We start from the raw sequence: 15642 nt of genomic DNA, 5'->3' as shown, positions 1-15642 counted from the left end.
CCTCGGCGCCAAGGCGGTTGATCTCGTGGCCGCGATCGACATCAACGGGAAGTTTCTCGGCGGAGGGCTCAACGGCGTACATCGCACGGCAGCGCACTATTCCGCTCAATTGATGAAGAGGATGGCGGACGAGCACGCGGTCCGTCTCCTGTCTCCCCATCATCCGGCCGCCATGGCGGCCGAGTTTGCAGAACTAAGGCCCACCCAGGTTCGCGGCGCCTGGGGGCAGGGCCAGGGTTGGGAGATGGTGACCCTGCCCCGCCATGCGCGAGGCAATCTTCTCGTCAACTTCTGCAACCTGGCGCCGCTGCTTCATGAGAACAGCCTTGTCATGATCCATGATGCGCAGACATTTCTTCATCCGGAGGACTATTCGGGGCGTCAAGCCGTGGCCTATCGGCGTCTCTTGCCGTGGATCGGCCGCCGGGCGCGGCGGATTCTCACCGTCTCGGAATTTGGCCGCGACACTTTGACCGCGTATGGAATCGGGCCGCGGGAAAAGATCGATGTCGTGCATAACGGCACGGATCACTTGCTCTCCGTCACACCGGATCGCCGTATTCTGGAACGTCACGCGCTGCGGCAAGGCGGCTATGTGCTCGTGATGGGCACGGCGAAGCGGTACAAAAATCTCTCCCGCATTTTCGAGGCGCTGCAACAGGGATTGCCCGGTGACACAAGGCTGGTCGTCGCCGGGGGGCCGGCAGCCGACGCATACCTTGCAAAGGGTTGGCGCCCGCCGCCAGGCACGACATTCACCGGCTTCGTGTCCGATGCGGAGCTGCGCGCGCTCTACGAAGGGGCGGCCGTTTTCGTTTTTCCATCCTTGACCGAGGGCTTCGGTCTTCCCCCGATCGAAGCCATGCATTGTGGCGCGCCGGTTGTCGCGGCGCGGGCAGGCGCCATGCCGGAAGTTTGCGGCGATGCCGCCCTTCTCGTCGATGCCGAATCGTCCGGTTCATTCAGGGAGGCGATCCTGGCCGTTCTGGAAGGTTCCGCCTTAGGCCAGGCACTCTCCTCGCGCGGGCGTATTCGCGCCAGCCAACTGACCTGGGACCATGCCGGCGAGCGGCTTCACGCGATCATTTCGAGGATACTTCGGGAAGACGCGCCATCCGAACGTCGCGGCCGGCCCGGTTCACGGTGACTCGCAAGTCGTCTGCCTGCCAGGCCAGCCAGTCAGCGCCCGGCGCCTCCCAATCCTGGAGGGACATCTCGGCGTCCTGTGCGTTCAGCCACCGCAGGTTCGGGGCGAGCCGCGCGAACTGCCCCGGATGGGCGGCTCGAATGGCGGAAAGTTCGGCGACGTGATCTTCCAGCTCCCGGTCGCGGCTTTCCCAGTCAACCCAGCCGATGGCATTATCCTGGCAATAGGCATTGTTGTTGCCTTGCTGGGTTCGGCCGAATTCATCGCCGGCGGTCAGCATGATGGTGCCTGTGGAGGCGAAAAGCGTGCCGAGCATTGCCTTCATGTCTGCGCGGCGGGCCGCCACTATGCCGGGCACGGATGTCGCACCCTCCGCGCCGTTGTTCCAGCTGAAATTTTCACCGTGCCCGTCGCGGTTTTGCTCGCCATTGGCCCAGTTGTGGCGTTCCTGGTAAGTTACCGTATCGGCCAATGTGAAGCCATCATGAGCGGCGAGGAAATTGATCGAGCGGCAGGCATCTTCCATCGGTCCGAACAAATCGGACGAGCCTGCAAGCCGCGTCGCCAGTTTTCCAATGCCCTCCTCATGCTTCCAGAAACGGCGCACGTCGTCACGGAACCGATCATTCCATTCCAGCCAGTTTGGCGGAAATCGACCGAGTTGGTAACCGGAAGGCCCGATGTCCCAAGGCTCTGCGATCATGACGCGGGTGGACAGGATCGGATCGGCCGCAATTTCCGCAAAGATCGGCGCTGCAGGATCGAATCCAGGGCCACGCGCGAGAATGGGGGCAAGGTCGAAGCGGAACCCGTCGACGCCGCAGGTTCCCGCAAAGTGCCGCATGGCATCGAGGGTCAGGCGGCGCACCGCCGGATTGGCGAAATCGAGAGTATTGCCGCAGCCGGTGTCGTTGATCAGCGATCCGTCCGGGGCATGGGCATAAGCTGCATTGTCGAGGCCGCGCAAGGACAGGACGCCGCCCTCCACGTCGCTTTCGCCGCTATGGTTGAACACCAGGTCCAGCAGGACGCCGATGCCTTCGGCGTGGAGGGCCGCTACCGTCGATTGCAGTTCGGCAGTTCCGCCGGGGCAAAGGCCGGGATCGAGCGCCATCATCGCCACCGGATTATAGCCCCAGGCGTTGACGAGCCCGAGCGGCGGCAGGTGGCGCTCGTCGATCCAGGCGACGATCGGCATGAGTTCGACGGCCGTGACGTGCAGCTTCTTCAAGTGCGCGATCACGGCAGGATGAGCGAGCGCTGCTACGGTTCCACGCAAGGGTGCGGGCACTTCGGGATGGAGACGCGTGAAGGCCCGGACGTTGAGTTCGTAAACCAGGCCGCCGACGACGAAGCGCGGGGCCTCAACCAACGCGGGTTCGACGAGGGGAGGCACGAGCGCGCGCGGGACGATGTCGGCGGTATCGTCGCCGAATATAGCGAGCCTGGGGCTTTGGACGAAGCGGCGGTCCAGTTCCACGGCGTAGGGATCGACGAGCAGTTTTGCGGGATCGAACCAGAGCCCGCGCTCGGGTGCCCATTCCCCCTCCGCCCGATAGCCATAGCGCGCGCCGGTGAGGTTGCCCGGCATTTCCAGCACCCAGTTCGGGCCGTTTCGCACCATGGCGTAACGTCGTTCCCCCTCGCCGTCGAAGAGGCAGAGCCAGACTTTCGACGCAAGGGGACTGCGCAAGGCGAAGCGGGTCATGCCTTCGCAGACCGACACGCCGAGCGGAATCATGCTGTCAGGGTGCGGTAGAGGTCGGCATAGGCCTGGCCGCTGGCCTTCCATGAGAAGTCGCACTTCATCGCGTTCTTCTGGATCGTGCGCCACTGCTCAGCGCGGCGATAGAGGTCCACCGTACGGGTCAGTGCGGCTGCAAAAGCATCGTAATGGATGCCGTCGAATTGGACGCCGGTGGCCACTCCCGCGGCCAAAGCCGCCGGATTGGCATCGATCACGGTATCGGCCAGGCCGCCCGTGCGCGCCACCACCGGCACACAGCCATAAGCGAGACCATAGAGCTGCGTCAGGCCGCAAGGCTCGAACCGCGATGGCACCAGGATGGCGTCGCCGCCGCCCTGCATCCGGTGCGAGAGCGCTTCGTCGTAGCCGATCCGCACAGCGATGCGCCCTGGATGACGCGCAGCGGCCTGATGCAGGGCCTGTTCGATGGCGCTGTCGCCCGAACCCAGCAGGGCCAGGCGTCCGCCAAGGCCGACGAGGTGGTCGAGCACTTCCAGCAGGACGTCCATGCCCTTCTGCCAGGTCAGCCGGGTAACGACGATGAACAGCGGCCCCTCGTCGATCTCCAGGCCGAATTCGGCTTCCAGCGCGCGTTTGTTGGCCGTGCGCCGCTCCAGCTTCTTCGCCTCGTAAGGGGCGGCCAAAGCCGGGTCTCGCGACGGATCCCAGAGCGCGATGTCGATGCCGTTGAGAATGCCGGACACTGCCCGCCCCCGCGCTACGATCAGGCCTTCCAGCCCCATGCCGAATGCGGCGGAGCGGATTTCGCGGGCGTAAGTGGGGCTGACGGTCGTCACCGCATCGGCGCAGGCGAGACCGGCTTTCAGCATGCCGAGGCCGCCGTGATACTCGACCCCGTCGATCGACCAGGCCTCGCTCGGGAGGCCAAGGCGCGGGAAGACTTCAGCGCCGAACCAGCCCTGGAACGCCATGTTGTGGATGGTCACGATCGAGGGCACGCGGCCCGCCTCGCCGCCGAAAGGTGCGAAGTGGAGATAGGCCGGCGCCATGGCGGCCTGCCAGTCATGCGCATGGACGAGATCGAAGCGCCGGGGCTTGCCGCGGGCCACCATGGCCCCGCCGGCAATGTCGGCAGCGGCGCGGCCGAGCGCCGAAAAACGCTGCCAGTTATCGCCCCAGTCCTGCCCGGCAACATCGGCATAGGGCGCACCGTCACGGGCGTAGAGCGCGGGAGCATCGAGGACGAGCAAAGGATATCCGTCGATCTTGCCCGACAGCAGCCGCGCGGGAACGCCAAGCAGCGAATCCCAGGCATGTACGGAACGGGCGCGGCCGATCGCCTTCAGCACCGAGGGGTAGCCCGGCAGAAGCGTCGTCATTTCCACGCCGTGGCCCGCCAGCGCGGCGGGAAGTGCGCCGACGACATCCGCGAGACCGCCGGTCTTGACCAGCGGCACCGCCTCGGAAGCTACCGACAGGACTTTCAAGCGCATTCCCCGCAGGCCGCGATCGCAGACATCACTCTCACAGGCATCACTTTCACAGATTCAGGCGATCGATCATGGGCTTGGTAATGAGGCAGACGCCATTGTCCGTCCGGCGGAAGCGGCGGCCGTCGAGTTCGGGATCCTCGCCCACCACCAGCCCTTCCGGGATGCGCACTCCGGAATCGATCACCACGCGCGACAGGCGGGCATGGCGGCCGATGTTGCAATAGGGCAGGATCACCGCCTCGTTCACCGAGGAGAAGCTCCCCATCTTAACCCCCGTGAACAGCAGCGAGCGCCGTGCGAGCGAGCCGGAGACGATGCAGTCCTGGCTGATCAGCGAGGAAATCGCCTGGCCGCGCCGTCCTTCCTCGTCATGGACGAACTTGGCGGGGGCGGCCACGACGGTATCAGTCCAGATCGGCCAATCACGGTCGTACATGTCGAGCTTGGGCACGGTGTCGGTCAGGTCGAGATTGGCCTCGAAATAGGCGTCGACGGTGCCGACGTCGCGCCAATATTCCTCGATTTCCTCGGCAGCGCGGATGCAGGAATTGGTGAAGCGGTGCGCCTGCGCCTTTCCGTGCTTGACGATGTAGGGGATGATGTCCCCGCCGAAATCGCGCTTGGAATCCGGGTCGGCAGCGTCGCGGCGCAATTGCTCGAACAGGAACTCGGTATCGAACACGTAGATGCCCATGGATGCCAGGGCATGGGCGGGATCGCCCGGAATCGAGGGGGGATCCTTGGGCTTTTCCAGGAACGAGGTGATCACGTCGTTCTCGTCGACATGCATCACGCCGAAAGCCCTCGCATCCTTGCGCGGCACCACCAGGCAGCCCACCGTCACGTCCGCGCCCGAATTGACGTGCTGCTGCAGCATCAATTCGTAATCCATCTTGTAGATGTGATCGCCGGCCAGGATGACCATGTACTTCGGGGTGTAGGAGGCGATGATGTCGATGTTCTGGAACACCGCGTCGGCCGTGCCTTCGTACCAGAGCAGCTCGGAAATGCGCTGGCTGGCGGGCAGGATGTCGAAGCTTTCGTTGCGTTCGGGCCGCATGAAGTTCCAGGCGCGGTTCATGTGCCGGATCAGGCTATGCGCCTTGTACTGCGTGGCCACGCCGATGCGGCGGATGCCGGAATTGATCGCGTTCGACAGGGCGAAGTCGATGATGCGGCTCATGCCCCCGAAATAGACCGCGGGCTTGGCGCGGTTGTCGGTCAGTTCCGCAAGTCGGCTGCCGCGCCCCCCTGCCAGCACATAAGCCATGGCATCGCGCGCGAGTGGCGATCCGGTCGGCGTCCTCATTGCACTCACTCTCCTTCGTGTCGCCGTTTTCAGCCGGCGTATTCGAGCATGATGGTTGCCAACGGCGGCAGTGTGACCATGGCATGACCGTCTGCGGCTTCGACCTGGCCCAGGTTGCCCTTGCCGGTTCCCCCGTAATGGGGAGAATCGCTGTTCAGGATCTCGTTCCATGTGCCGCCGCAAGGCAGCGGCAGTCTATAACCCGTGTGCATGGCCGGGGTCATATTCGAGATGATCGCGATCGGCGGCGCACCGGGCGCCTTGCGCAGCCAGGCGAAGACCGAATTCGCCGCATCGTCGACCACCAGCCATTCGAAACCGTCGCCATCGCAATCGCCGCAGTGAAGCGCGGGCTTGTCGCGGTAGAGGTGGTTGAGGTCCTTCACCAGGTTGCGGATGCCTTCATGTGCAGGGGCGTCGCGCAAGTCCCAGTCGAGCGCGCGTTCCTCGCTCCATTCGCGGCGCTGGGCGAATTCCTGGCCCATGAACAGCAGCTTCTTGCCCGGATAGCCCCACATCATGCCGTAATAGGCACGCAAGTTGGCGAATTTCTGCCAATCGTCGCCGCTCATCTTGTTCAGCAGCGAGCCCTTGCCATGGACCACCTCGTCATGGCTGAGCGGCAAGACGTAATTTTCGGAAAACGCGTAGACCAGGCCGAAAGTGATGTCGTTGTGGTGATAGCGCCGGTGCACCGGATCGCGTGCCATGTAGCGCAGCGTGTCGTGCATGAAGCCCATGTTCCACTTGAAGCCGAAGCCCAGCGCGGAGGCATGCTCGCCTTCCGGCACGTCATAGGCCGGCTGGGTGACGCCGGGCCATGCGGTCGATTCCTCGGCGATGGTGAAGACGCCGGGATACTGGCCGTAGAGCGCGCGGTTGGTGGCGCGCAGGAAATCCACCGCTTCCCAGTTCTCGCGCCCGCCCTGCTCGTTCGGGATCCACTCGCCGGCCTTGCGCGAATAATCGCGGTAGAGCATCGAGGCGACGGCATCCACGCGCAGGCCGTCGACGTGATAGCGATCGGCCCAGAACAGCGCGTTGTTGACGAGGAAGCTCTGCACCTCGCGCCGCCCGAAGTTGTAGATCAGGGTGTTCCAGTCCGGCTGGAAGCCCAGCCGCGGGTCCTGGTGCTCGTAGAGCGCGGTGCCGTCGAAGCGGACCAACCCGTGATCGTCCTTGGGGAAATGCGCCGGCACCCAGTCCAGGATGACACCGATCCCCGCCCGATGCGCGCCGTCCACGAAACGCGCAAAGCCCGCGGGTTCGCCGAAGCGGGCGCTGGGGGCGTAGAGCCCGGTCGTCTGGTAGCCCCAGGACGGATCGTAGGGGTGCTCGCTGATGGGCAGGAATTCGATATGGGTGAAGCCCATCTCCACGACATAGGGGATGAGCTTGTCCGCCATGTCGTCCCAATTGAGGAACCAATTGAAGCGGTCGCGCTGCCAGGACCCGGCGTGGACCTCGTAGATCGAGACCGGCACCTTGCGCGGATCGACCGAGGCCCAGTGATCGCGATGGGCCTCGTCGCCCCATTCGAGCTTGGCGGGGTGAGCGGTCATCGACGCGGTGGCCGGGCGGATTTCCGACATGAAGGCGAATGGATCGGCCTTGAGCGGCTGCACGCTGCCGTCCGCGCCGACGATATGATACTTGTAGGCACGGTAATCGGCGATGTCGGGGATGAATATCTCCCAGACGCCGATGTCCTTGCGGCTGCGCATGATGTGGCGGCGGTGATCCCAGTCGTTGAAATCGCCCACCACGCTCACCAGGCGAGCGTTGGGTGCCCAGACGGCGAAATGGACCCCGTTGGCGCCCTCGTGCCGCATGATATGCGCGCCGAGCTTGTCGAACAGGCGAAAATGCGTGCCCTGCGCGATCAGCAGGTCGTCGATGGGGCCCAGCACCGGCCCGAACGTGTAGGGATCGGTAACCAGCCAGTCGCTGTCGCCGGCGGTGCAGCGATAGCGGACAGGCTGCGGATTGCCGAGCAGCTTGCCCTCGAACAGGAAGCGGTCGTCCACTTTGCCGAGCATGCCCAGCCGGCGGCCGTCCAGGCTGAAGGCCTCGACCGTCTCCGCGCCAGGCAGGATGGCGCGTGCGTAACACCCGTCAGGCCCGGGATGGAGGCCGAGAAGCGAGAAAGGATCGGCGTGAACGCCTTGCAGCAGGGACTCGATAGCGCTTTCGGGTGGCTTCACAGGACCTTCCAGATGTCTTTGGCATACTCGGAGATAGTCCGATCCGAGGAGAACCAACCGACATTGGCGATGTTCCTGATAGTTGCCGAACGCCAGCCCGCCATGTCCTCCCACCGCGCGTCGATCGAGCGCTGGGCGGCGGCATAACTGTCGAAATCGGCAGCGCACATGAACCAGTCGTGGTCGTAGATGCCGCCGATGAGGTCCTTGTAGCGATCCGGGTCGTCGGGAGAGAAGACGCCCGAGGAAATCGCCGAGAGCGCCTGGCGCAGTTCGCGCGATCCGTCGATCACTTCGCGCGGGTTGTAGCCGCTCGCCCGCTTGGCTGCCACTTCTTCCGCCGTGAGGCCGAAGATAACGATATTGTCGTCTCCCACATGGTCCTTGATCTCGACATTGGCCCCGTCGAGCGTGCCGATGGTGAGAGCGCCGTTGAGCGCGAACTTCATGTTCCCGGTGCCGGAAGCTTCCATGCCCGCGGTCGAGATCTGTTCGGACAAGTCGGCCGCCGGGAAGATGCGCTCCCCCAGGCTGACGTTGTAATTGGGCACGAAGACCACTTTCAGCAGCCCGCCGACCGAGGGATCGGCATTGACGCGCCGGGCGATGTCATTGGCCAGTTTGATGACCAGCTTGGCGTTATGGTAGCTCGGCGCGGCCTTGCCCGCGAAGATCTTCACGCGCGGCACCCAGTCCCGTTCGGGATGGCTGCGGATCTGGTCGTAGAGCGCCACCGTCTCGATCAGGTTGAGCAGCTGGCGCTTGTATTCGTGGATGCGCTTGATCTGCACGTCGAACAGGGCGTCGGGATCGAGCCGGATGCCCATCGTCTTCTTGATGTAGTCCGACAGCGCCACCTTGTTGGCACGCTTCACGTCGGCCACCCGCGCGCCGAACTGCGCATCGGCCGCGAAAGCGTTGAGGTCGGAGAGCTTCTCCGCATCATCGAGGAAGCCGTCCCCGATCGCCTCGCGGATCACCGAGGTCAACCCCGGATTGCACTGCTGCAGCCAGCGGCGCGGCGTGACGCCGTTGGTCTTGTTGTTGATCCTGTCGGGATAGAGCTTGTGAAGGTCCGCGAAGACCGTCTTCTTCATCAGGTCGGTATGAAGCGCGGCCACGCCGTTGACCGAATGGGCCCCCACGAAGGCCAGGTTGGCCATGCGTACGCGGCGCTCTCCGTTCTCGTCGATCAGCGAGATCGCCGAGATTTCGGCATCGCTGCAGCCGGCCTTGCGTGCTTCGCGCAGGACGCGGCTGTTGATCGCGTAGATGATCTGCATGTGGCGCGGCAGCAAGCGCTCGAACAGCGGCAGCGGCCAGGATTCCAGCGCCTCCGGCAGGAGCGTGTGATTGGTATAGGACACCGTGCGGCGGCAGATGTCCCAGGCTTCGTTGAATTCAAGGCCGTTTTCATCGACCAGCAGGCGCATCAGCTCGGCGACGGCCACCGAGGGATGGGTATCGTTGAGCTGGATCGCCGCCTGCTCCGGCAGGGTGCGGATATCGCCCAGGTACTGGACGTGACGGCGCACGATGTCCTGGATCGAGGCGGCGGTGAAGAAATACTCCTGCCGCAGCCGCAATTCCTGTCCGGCCGGGCTGGAATCCGCGGGATAGAGCACCCGCACGAGGCTGTCGGCGCGGACCTGCTCGGCCAGGGCGCCGAAGTGGTCGCCGGCGTTGAAGGCGTCGAGCTTGATCGGATCGAGCGGGCTGGCGGTCCAGAGGCGCAGGGTGTTCACGCGCTTGCCGCGCCAGCCGACCACCGGCGTGTCGATCGCCGTGGCCTCGACCTGCTCGGCCGGGTGCCAGAACACGCCGTCCCCTTCGGCCACGACCTCGCCGCCGAAACCGATGCGGTAAGTGCTCTCAAGCCGCTCGAATTCCCAGGGATTGCCGTGGGCCAGCCAGGTTTCCGGCAGCTCGACCTGCCAGCCGTCGTCCACGCGCTGGCGGAACATGCCGTTCACGTAGCGGATGCCATAGCCGTAAGCCGGGATATCCAGCGTGGCGAGGCTCTCCATGAAGCAGGCCGCCAGACGGCCGAGACCGCCGTTGCCGAGCGCCGCATCGGGTTCCAGTTCCTCCAGAGCCGCAAGGTCGAGGCCGTGGGCCTTCAACGCGGCTTCGAACTCGCGGGTCATGCCCATGTTCGAGAGCGCGTCGCGCAGCAGGCGACCGATCAGGAACTCCATCGAGAGATAATAGACCCGCTTGCCCTGGGAATCGTAAGTGCGGCGGGTGGAATCAATCCACTTCTCGATGATTTCGTCGCGCAGGGCGAGGATCGAGGCGGTGTACCAGTCATGCTGCTTGGCCGCCCGCTCGTCCTTGCCGACGCGCTGGCGAAGCACCCTGACGATGTGCTTGTCCATTTCCGAGGGCGCTTCGGCCTTGCTGTTGGAAACAGGTTCGGTCGCCACGGGCACACTCCTGGTATTGGACGTGCAAGATGCTTTGAAAAATCCTGCAATCCGTATGGTTTAGCGTCAGGCAAGCAAAAGCGGACCGCTGCACTTTCCCGCGCTTCCCGATCATGGCTAGCACAGCGCCCGCTTGCGGCAAGGGGCATTGTGCAGTGCCGCAAAAAATTCGCGCCGGGCTGCCCCGCTGGTGATATGATCGCCCGCAAATACCCGCGAAAGGTGCTCATGAGCCTGATCGAATCCGACGTCGCCCCAACCCCTTCCATTCCTGGCGCCGCTTCCGGCCTTCCCTCCGCTTCTCCAGCCCTCGATTCGTCCCGTCCCCCCTGGTGGCAAGGCGCGGCGATCTACCAGATCTATCCGCGCAGCTTCCAGGACTCCAACGGCGACGGCGTGGGCGATCTTCCCGGCATCACCCGCCGCCTGCATCATGTCGCCCGGCTGGGCGTGGACGCGATCTGGATTTCGCCCTTCTTCACTTCTCCGATGCGCGACTTCGGCTACGACGTGGCGGACTATTGCGGGATCGACCCGGTCTTCGGCACCATGGCCGATTTCGACGCCCTGGTTGCCCACGCTCACGACCTGGGCCTCAGGGTCATCATCGACCAGGTCTATGCCCATACCTCGGACCTCCATCCCTGGTTCGCGGAAAGCCGCTCGGACCGCGGGAATCCCAGGGCGGACTGGTACGTCTGGCACGATCCCCGCGAAGACGGCACCCCGCCCTGCAACTGGCAATCGGTGTTCGGCGGCCCGGCCTGGACCTGGGATGGCCGCCGCCGCCAATATTACATGCATACTTTCCTGAAGGAGCAGCCGCAGCTCAACATGCACAATCCCGCGGTGCAGGACGCGGTGCTGCAGGCGGCCCGGTTCTGGCTGGAGCGCGGCGTGGACGGCTTCCGTCTGGACGCGCTCAACCACGCGATGAACGATCCGCTGCTGCGCGACAATCCTCCCGCCCCGGCCGACGGCCGCCTCCGCACCCGCCCCTTCGACTTCCAGCTCAAGACCTACAGCCAGTCCCACCCCGACATGATCGGCTTTGTGGAGCGGTTGCGGGCGGTCTGCGACGAATATGGCGCCATCCACACCGTGGCCGAGATCGGAGGAGACCATCCGCAGGCGGACCGGCGCGCCTATACCGCCGGGGAACACCGGCTGAACAGCGCCTATGGTTTCGACTTTCTCTACGCCCCCGCCCTCACCGCCCGCTTCGTGGCCGAGACCTTGCAGCGCTGGGAGCTTGCCCCGGACGAGAACGGCGGCTGGCCGAGCTGGGCCTTCGAAAATCACGATGCCCCCCGCGCCCTCTCTCGCTGGTGCGCGCCCGAACACCGGGGTATCTTTGCCCGGACGAAGATGGCCCTGCTCATGGCCCTGCGCGGCAATGTGATCCTCTACCAAGGCGAGGAGCTGGGGCTGCTTCAGGATGAGATCGCCTTCGAGCAGTTGCAGGACCCCGAGGCCATCGCCAACTGGCCGCTGACCCTCTCGCGCGACGGTGCCCGCACGCCGCTGCCCTGGGAGGACCTCCCCCTCGGCGGCTTCACGCCGGTGTCGCCCTGGCTGCCGCTTTCCGCCGAGAACCTCACCCGCGCAGTCGCCATTCAGGAGAGCGATCCCGCCTCGCTGCTCCATTTCACGCGCAAGCTGCTGGCCCTGCGCCAGGCGAGCTCGGTGCTGCGGCACGGCGCGCTGGAGGATCTCGCCTGCGACGGCGAACTGCTGTCCTTCCTGCGCGTGGACGGGGAGGAGCGCCTGCTCTGCCTGTTCAATCTCTCGCCCGAGCCGCTGACTCCCAGCCCCGCACTCCAGGCCCTTGCGGTGCAGGGCGATATCGTTCTTGCCATCAACGGGGCGACGCCGGCTGCCCTCCCGCCTTACGGCGTGCTCTGGGTGAAGGCCCGATAAGGAAGGGGCGCGAAGAACTGCCACTGCCGCCCTTCCGGCACGCGCCGACCAACGATTTCGCTGGCTGGCACGGCTGCGCATTGTCTAGAGGGCCGGCATGATCAAAGCGCCTTCCCTTGCCCTGCTGCTCTCCGCGCTCGTGCTTTCCGTGGCTCCCGCTGCGGCCCTGGCGGAAACCGCCGTGGTGACTTCGCCCGAGCCGCTTCCGCCCCGGCACGATCGCCCGCGGGTGTTCCTGGGAGGCAGCATCGACATGGGCGCCGCGCCCGACTGGCAGAAGCAGGTGATCGAGGCGCTTCGCGGCGAGGACGTGGTCCTGCTCAATCCGCGCCGCCCGGACTGGAACCCAGCCTGGAAGCCCGAGGCCGGCGAGCCGGAGTTCCGCCGCCAGGTCGAATGGGAACTGGCCGCGCTCGACAGTGCCGACGTGATCGTGCTCTACCTCGCGCCCGGATCGCAAAGCCCGGTGAGCCTGCTGGAACTGGGGCTGCACGCCCGCTCCGGCAAAGTCGTGCTGCTCTGCCCGCCGGGTTTCTGGCGCAAGGGCAATGTCGACATCACCGGCGCGCGATACGGCGTGAAGCAGGTGGCCAGCCTCGACGAACTGATCGCCGAGACGCGCCTGCGCGTGGCGGCGGCAGCGCGGGGCCTCAAGCCCCGGAAATGACCCGCGCCGCCCGATCCCGCGCTTCCGCTTCCTACTGCTGCGTCCATTCCACCCGGTAGAGGTCGAAGCGCCGGTCCTTCAGGTTCTGCACCGCGCCTGACTGACGGGCCGTCAGCAGCGCATCCAGGCTGAGGTCGGCGATGGCGATCGTCTCGGTATTGGCCGCGGTGTCCGCCGCCACGCCGTCGCGCGCGAAGGGGAAATCGGACGGCGTAAGGATCGCGCTTTCCGCGTAGTGGACGTCCATGTTCTCCACGTTGGGCAAGTTGCCGACCACGCCCGATGTCACGACGTAACACTGGTTCTCCACCGCGCGGGCCTGGCAGCAGTACCGCACGCGCAGGAAGCCGCGGCGCTCGTCGGTGCAGAACGGCACGAACAGCATCAGCGCCCCCTGGTTCACGAGGTGGCGGGAAAGCTCGGGGAACTCGCTGTCATAGCAGATCATCACGCCGATCGGGCCGCAGTCGGTGGGGATCACGTTGGCGCCGTAGCCGCCCTTGATGTTCCACCAGCGCCGCTCGGACGGGGTGGGATGCAGCTTCTGCGTCTCGTGCACCGCACCGTCGCGCAGGAAGGTATAGGCGATATTGCGGATCTCGCTCTTGCCCTGGCCCAGCTTGACGCGGGTGGGATGCGAGCCGCCGATGATGTTGATGTTGTAGCTCACCGCCATGCGCTGCATGAATTCCACGAAGCGCTCGGTGTAGTCCGCGATCTTCTCGATCGCAGCGGCGGGTTCCAGCTTGGTCTCCTCGATCGACAGCAGCTCCAGCGTGAACAGCTCGGGGAAGACCACGAAATCGCTCTCGTAATCGGCGGCCACGTCGATCCAGTATTCCACCTGCTCCTCGAACTGGTCGATCTGCTCGATCTTGCGCATCATGAACTGGACGGTGGCCACCCGCACGGTCGAAGGCACGCGCTCCTTGAAGCCGGGCACCGCCTTACCCGTATCGCGCGGGGCGAGCGGGTTGGTCCAGTACATCAGGACGGCGTTGCCGCCGCTTTCCTTGTCGTTCGGGATGTAGTCCGGCAGAATTTCGCGCGGTTCGTAACCCTCGTTCATCTGGAACTGGATCACCTGGTCGCGCACTTTCTTGTCCCGCACGGCCTGGAGATAGTCGGCCGGGTCGGGATATTGGCGCATGCGCCGCGAATAGCCCGGCATGCGTCCGGCGAAGGCGATGCCCTTCAGCTCGAAATACTGGCAGACTTCCTTGCGCTTGCGATAGAGCCGCTGGCCGATGCGCAGGCGGCGGTAATCGGGGTCCACGCAGACCTCGAAGCCGTAGAGCACGTCGCCATCGTCCGACGGCGGACGGCCATAACCGCCGTTGCTGATCTCCTCCCAGGTATGCGGGCGAAAGGCCTGGGCGGCGGTGACGATCATCGTTGCGCAGTGGCCGACGACCTTGCCGTCATATTCGGCGACGAACTGTCCTTCCGGAAAATTGATGACCTGGCCGCGGATCTCGGCGCGGGTGAAGGCATCGGCCTTGCCGTAGACTTTCACCGAGAGCCGCGCGATTGCGGGTGCATCGGCTACAGTGGCGGGGCGGATGATGAGCTTGGCTTTTGTCTGGTCCATGAAGGCGTTTCCTACGCATGAGACCGGCAGAGGTTCCAGCCTCGAAAATGACTCTTTTCCCGTCGCTTGCGGGATATTTTCGGCCGGGCGCCCGTTATCCCCTTCGAAAGGAGAGACGAATGAGCGCTACACTCATTGCCCTCGCCCTGTTTGGCTGCAGCGATGACGGATCAGCTTGCGAGAGGCTATCGACGCCTGTGCAAACTTACGAATCGCGCGCCGAATGTACCGCACGCCTCGATGACGCCCTGGCTACGGAAGCCGCGTTGAAGGCGGAAGCGCCCACGGTCTACGCCCAGTGCCTGAGCAACCGCCAGATGGCCTCGCTTGGCAAGGGAACTGTCGATCTCAGGCGCGTGAACGGCGTACAGTTCGCCGCCAGATAGCGTTACGTAACCCGGCACGGACCTTGGGAAGCGAGGGGGCAACTTCTCGCGAAACCCTGAGGGAAAGCCCGGGGCATAGGGGCGTCGGCACAAGCCGGCGCCCCTGCTCATCATACCGGAACTAGGAACCGGTGCCCGGCATGGGCTGACCGGGCCGATCAGCCGCGGCCGCGGTAGCCCTGCACGCCTTGGTCGGGAACCCAGAGCGCTTCCGGCGCCGCGCCGGACTGCCAGAACACGTCGATGGGAATGCCGCCGCGCGGATACCAGTAGCCGCCGATGCGCAGCCAATGGGGCTTCATCTCGTCGAACAGGCGCTGGCCGATACCGACGGTGACGTCCTCGTGGAAGCCGTTGTGGTTGCGGAACGCGCCGAGGAACAGCTTGAGGCTCTTGGATTCGACGATGGTTGCGCCCGGTGCATAGTCGATCACCAGGTGCGCGAAATCGGGCTGGCCGGTAACCGGGCAGAGCGAGGTGAATTCGGGCGCGGCGAAGCGCACGAGATAGTGGCTGCCCTGGCGCGGGTTCGGCACGTAGTCCAGCACGGCGTCTTCGGGAGACGTCGGCAGCGCACTGTTCTGGCCCAGATGCAGCGGAGTCATGGTGGTGTCAGTCATGATGCCATTGATAGGTGCCCCGGCGCCGCGCTTCAAGCCATGCGACCGAGACGGCGACGGCGACCGGGAATCGGACCGTGACGGGGATCCGACCCTGTAATGCGGGCCGCCGCAAGTGCGGCGGGGAAATGCGCCAAGGGCGCGATTGCCCGCGCGCCCCGCATTGGGCTA

At 65.0% G+C, this 15642-nt stretch carries 11 protein-coding genes; 4 read left to right on the top strand and 7 right to left on the bottom strand.

The annotated features are described in order from the left end of the window. Window positions 1-25 precede the first annotated feature (25 nt). Window positions 26-1147 (top strand): glycosyltransferase family 1 protein, encoded by a 1122-nt coding sequence (locus tag EDF57_RS07195; RefSeq protein WP_134093649.1) that lies wholly within the window; start codon window positions 26-28, stop codon window positions 1145-1147. On the opposite strand, the gene glgX is transcribed toward EDF57_RS07195, so the two are convergent. The 5 genes from glgX to EDF57_RS07170 are packed head-to-tail and all read right to left on the bottom strand — an operon-like array spanning window position 1083 to window position 10239. Beyond that, a complete protein-coding gene (gene glgX, locus EDF57_RS07190) occupies window positions 1083-2888 on the bottom strand; it encodes a glycogen debranching protein GlgX (protein WP_134093648.1) in 1806 nt (601 codons plus the stop codon). The two genes, EDF57_RS07195 and glgX, sit on opposite strands and share 65 nt — an antisense overlap. Next, window positions 2885-4348 carry a glycogen synthase GlgA gene (gene glgA, locus EDF57_RS07185; RefSeq protein ID WP_134093647.1) on the bottom strand — a complete coding sequence of 488 codons (1464 nt, stop codon included), beginning with the start codon at window positions 4346-4348 and terminating at the stop codon, window positions 2885-2887. Before glgA ends, glgX begins: the two co-directional genes overlap by 4 nt. 46 nt (window positions 4349-4394) lie before the next feature. Beyond that, a complete protein-coding gene (gene glgC / locus EDF57_RS07180; protein WP_134093646.1) occupies window positions 4395-5657 on the bottom strand; it encodes a glucose-1-phosphate adenylyltransferase in 1263 nt (420 codons plus the stop codon). A 29-nt stretch (window positions 5658-5686) separates the two neighbouring features. Then, window positions 5687-7861: a 1,4-alpha-glucan branching protein GlgB gene (gene glgB, locus EDF57_RS07175; RefSeq protein WP_134093645.1), complete on the bottom strand. Its 2175-nt coding sequence runs from the start codon at window positions 7859-7861 to the stop codon at window positions 5687-5689. Beyond that, window positions 7858-10239, bottom strand: a complete 2382-nt coding sequence (locus EDF57_RS07170) for a glycogen/starch/alpha-glucan phosphorylase (RefSeq protein ID WP_208324817.1) — start codon at window positions 10237-10239, stop codon at window positions 7858-7860. The genes glgB and EDF57_RS07170 overlap by 4 nt, the downstream gene beginning before the upstream one ends. 276 nt (window positions 10240-10515) lie before the next feature. Here EDF57_RS07170 and EDF57_RS07165 point away from each other — a divergent pair, with 276 nt between their 5' ends. Together EDF57_RS07165 and EDF57_RS07160 are read left to right on the top strand one after the other, a co-directional pair. Beyond that, complete coding sequence (locus EDF57_RS07165) at window positions 10516-12207, top strand: alpha-glucosidase (RefSeq protein ID WP_134093643.1); 1692 nt, start codon at window positions 10516-10518, stop codon at window positions 12205-12207. 97 nt (window positions 12208-12304) lie between these two features. Then, window positions 12305-12874 (top strand): nucleoside 2-deoxyribosyltransferase domain-containing protein, encoded by a 570-nt coding sequence (locus EDF57_RS07160; protein WP_134093642.1) that lies wholly within the window; start codon window positions 12305-12307, stop codon window positions 12872-12874. A gap of 31 nt (window positions 12875-12905) precedes the next feature. On the opposite strand, the gene EDF57_RS07155 is transcribed toward EDF57_RS07160, so the two are convergent. Continuing rightward, window positions 12906-14465, bottom strand: a complete 1560-nt coding sequence (locus EDF57_RS07155; protein WP_134093641.1) for a bifunctional GNAT family N-acetyltransferase/carbon-nitrogen hydrolase family protein — start codon at window positions 14463-14465, stop codon at window positions 12906-12908. Window positions 14466-14584: 119 nt separating this feature from the next. On the opposite strand from EDF57_RS07155, the gene EDF57_RS07150 reads away from it, so the two are divergent. Then, a complete protein-coding gene (locus EDF57_RS07150; RefSeq protein ID WP_132270035.1) occupies window positions 14585-14851 on the top strand; it encodes a hypothetical protein in 267 nt (88 codons plus the stop codon). Window positions 14852-15009: 158 nt separating this feature from the next. On the opposite strand, the gene queF is transcribed toward EDF57_RS07150, so the two are convergent. After that, on the bottom strand, window positions 15010-15471 hold the full coding sequence (queF, locus tag EDF57_RS07145) for a preQ(1) synthase (protein ID WP_134093640.1): 462 nt from the start codon (window positions 15469-15471) through the stop codon (window positions 15010-15012). Between the last annotated feature and the right edge of the window lie 171 nt (window positions 15472-15642).

The sequence above is a fragment of the Novosphingobium sp. PhB55 genome (assembly GCF_004368805.1).
Lineage (GTDB): Bacteria > Pseudomonadota > Alphaproteobacteria > Sphingomonadales > Sphingomonadaceae > Novosphingobium.
The sequence above is the reverse complement of the archived record's forward strand: the minus strand, read 5'-3'. Positions and strand labels throughout refer to the sequence as shown.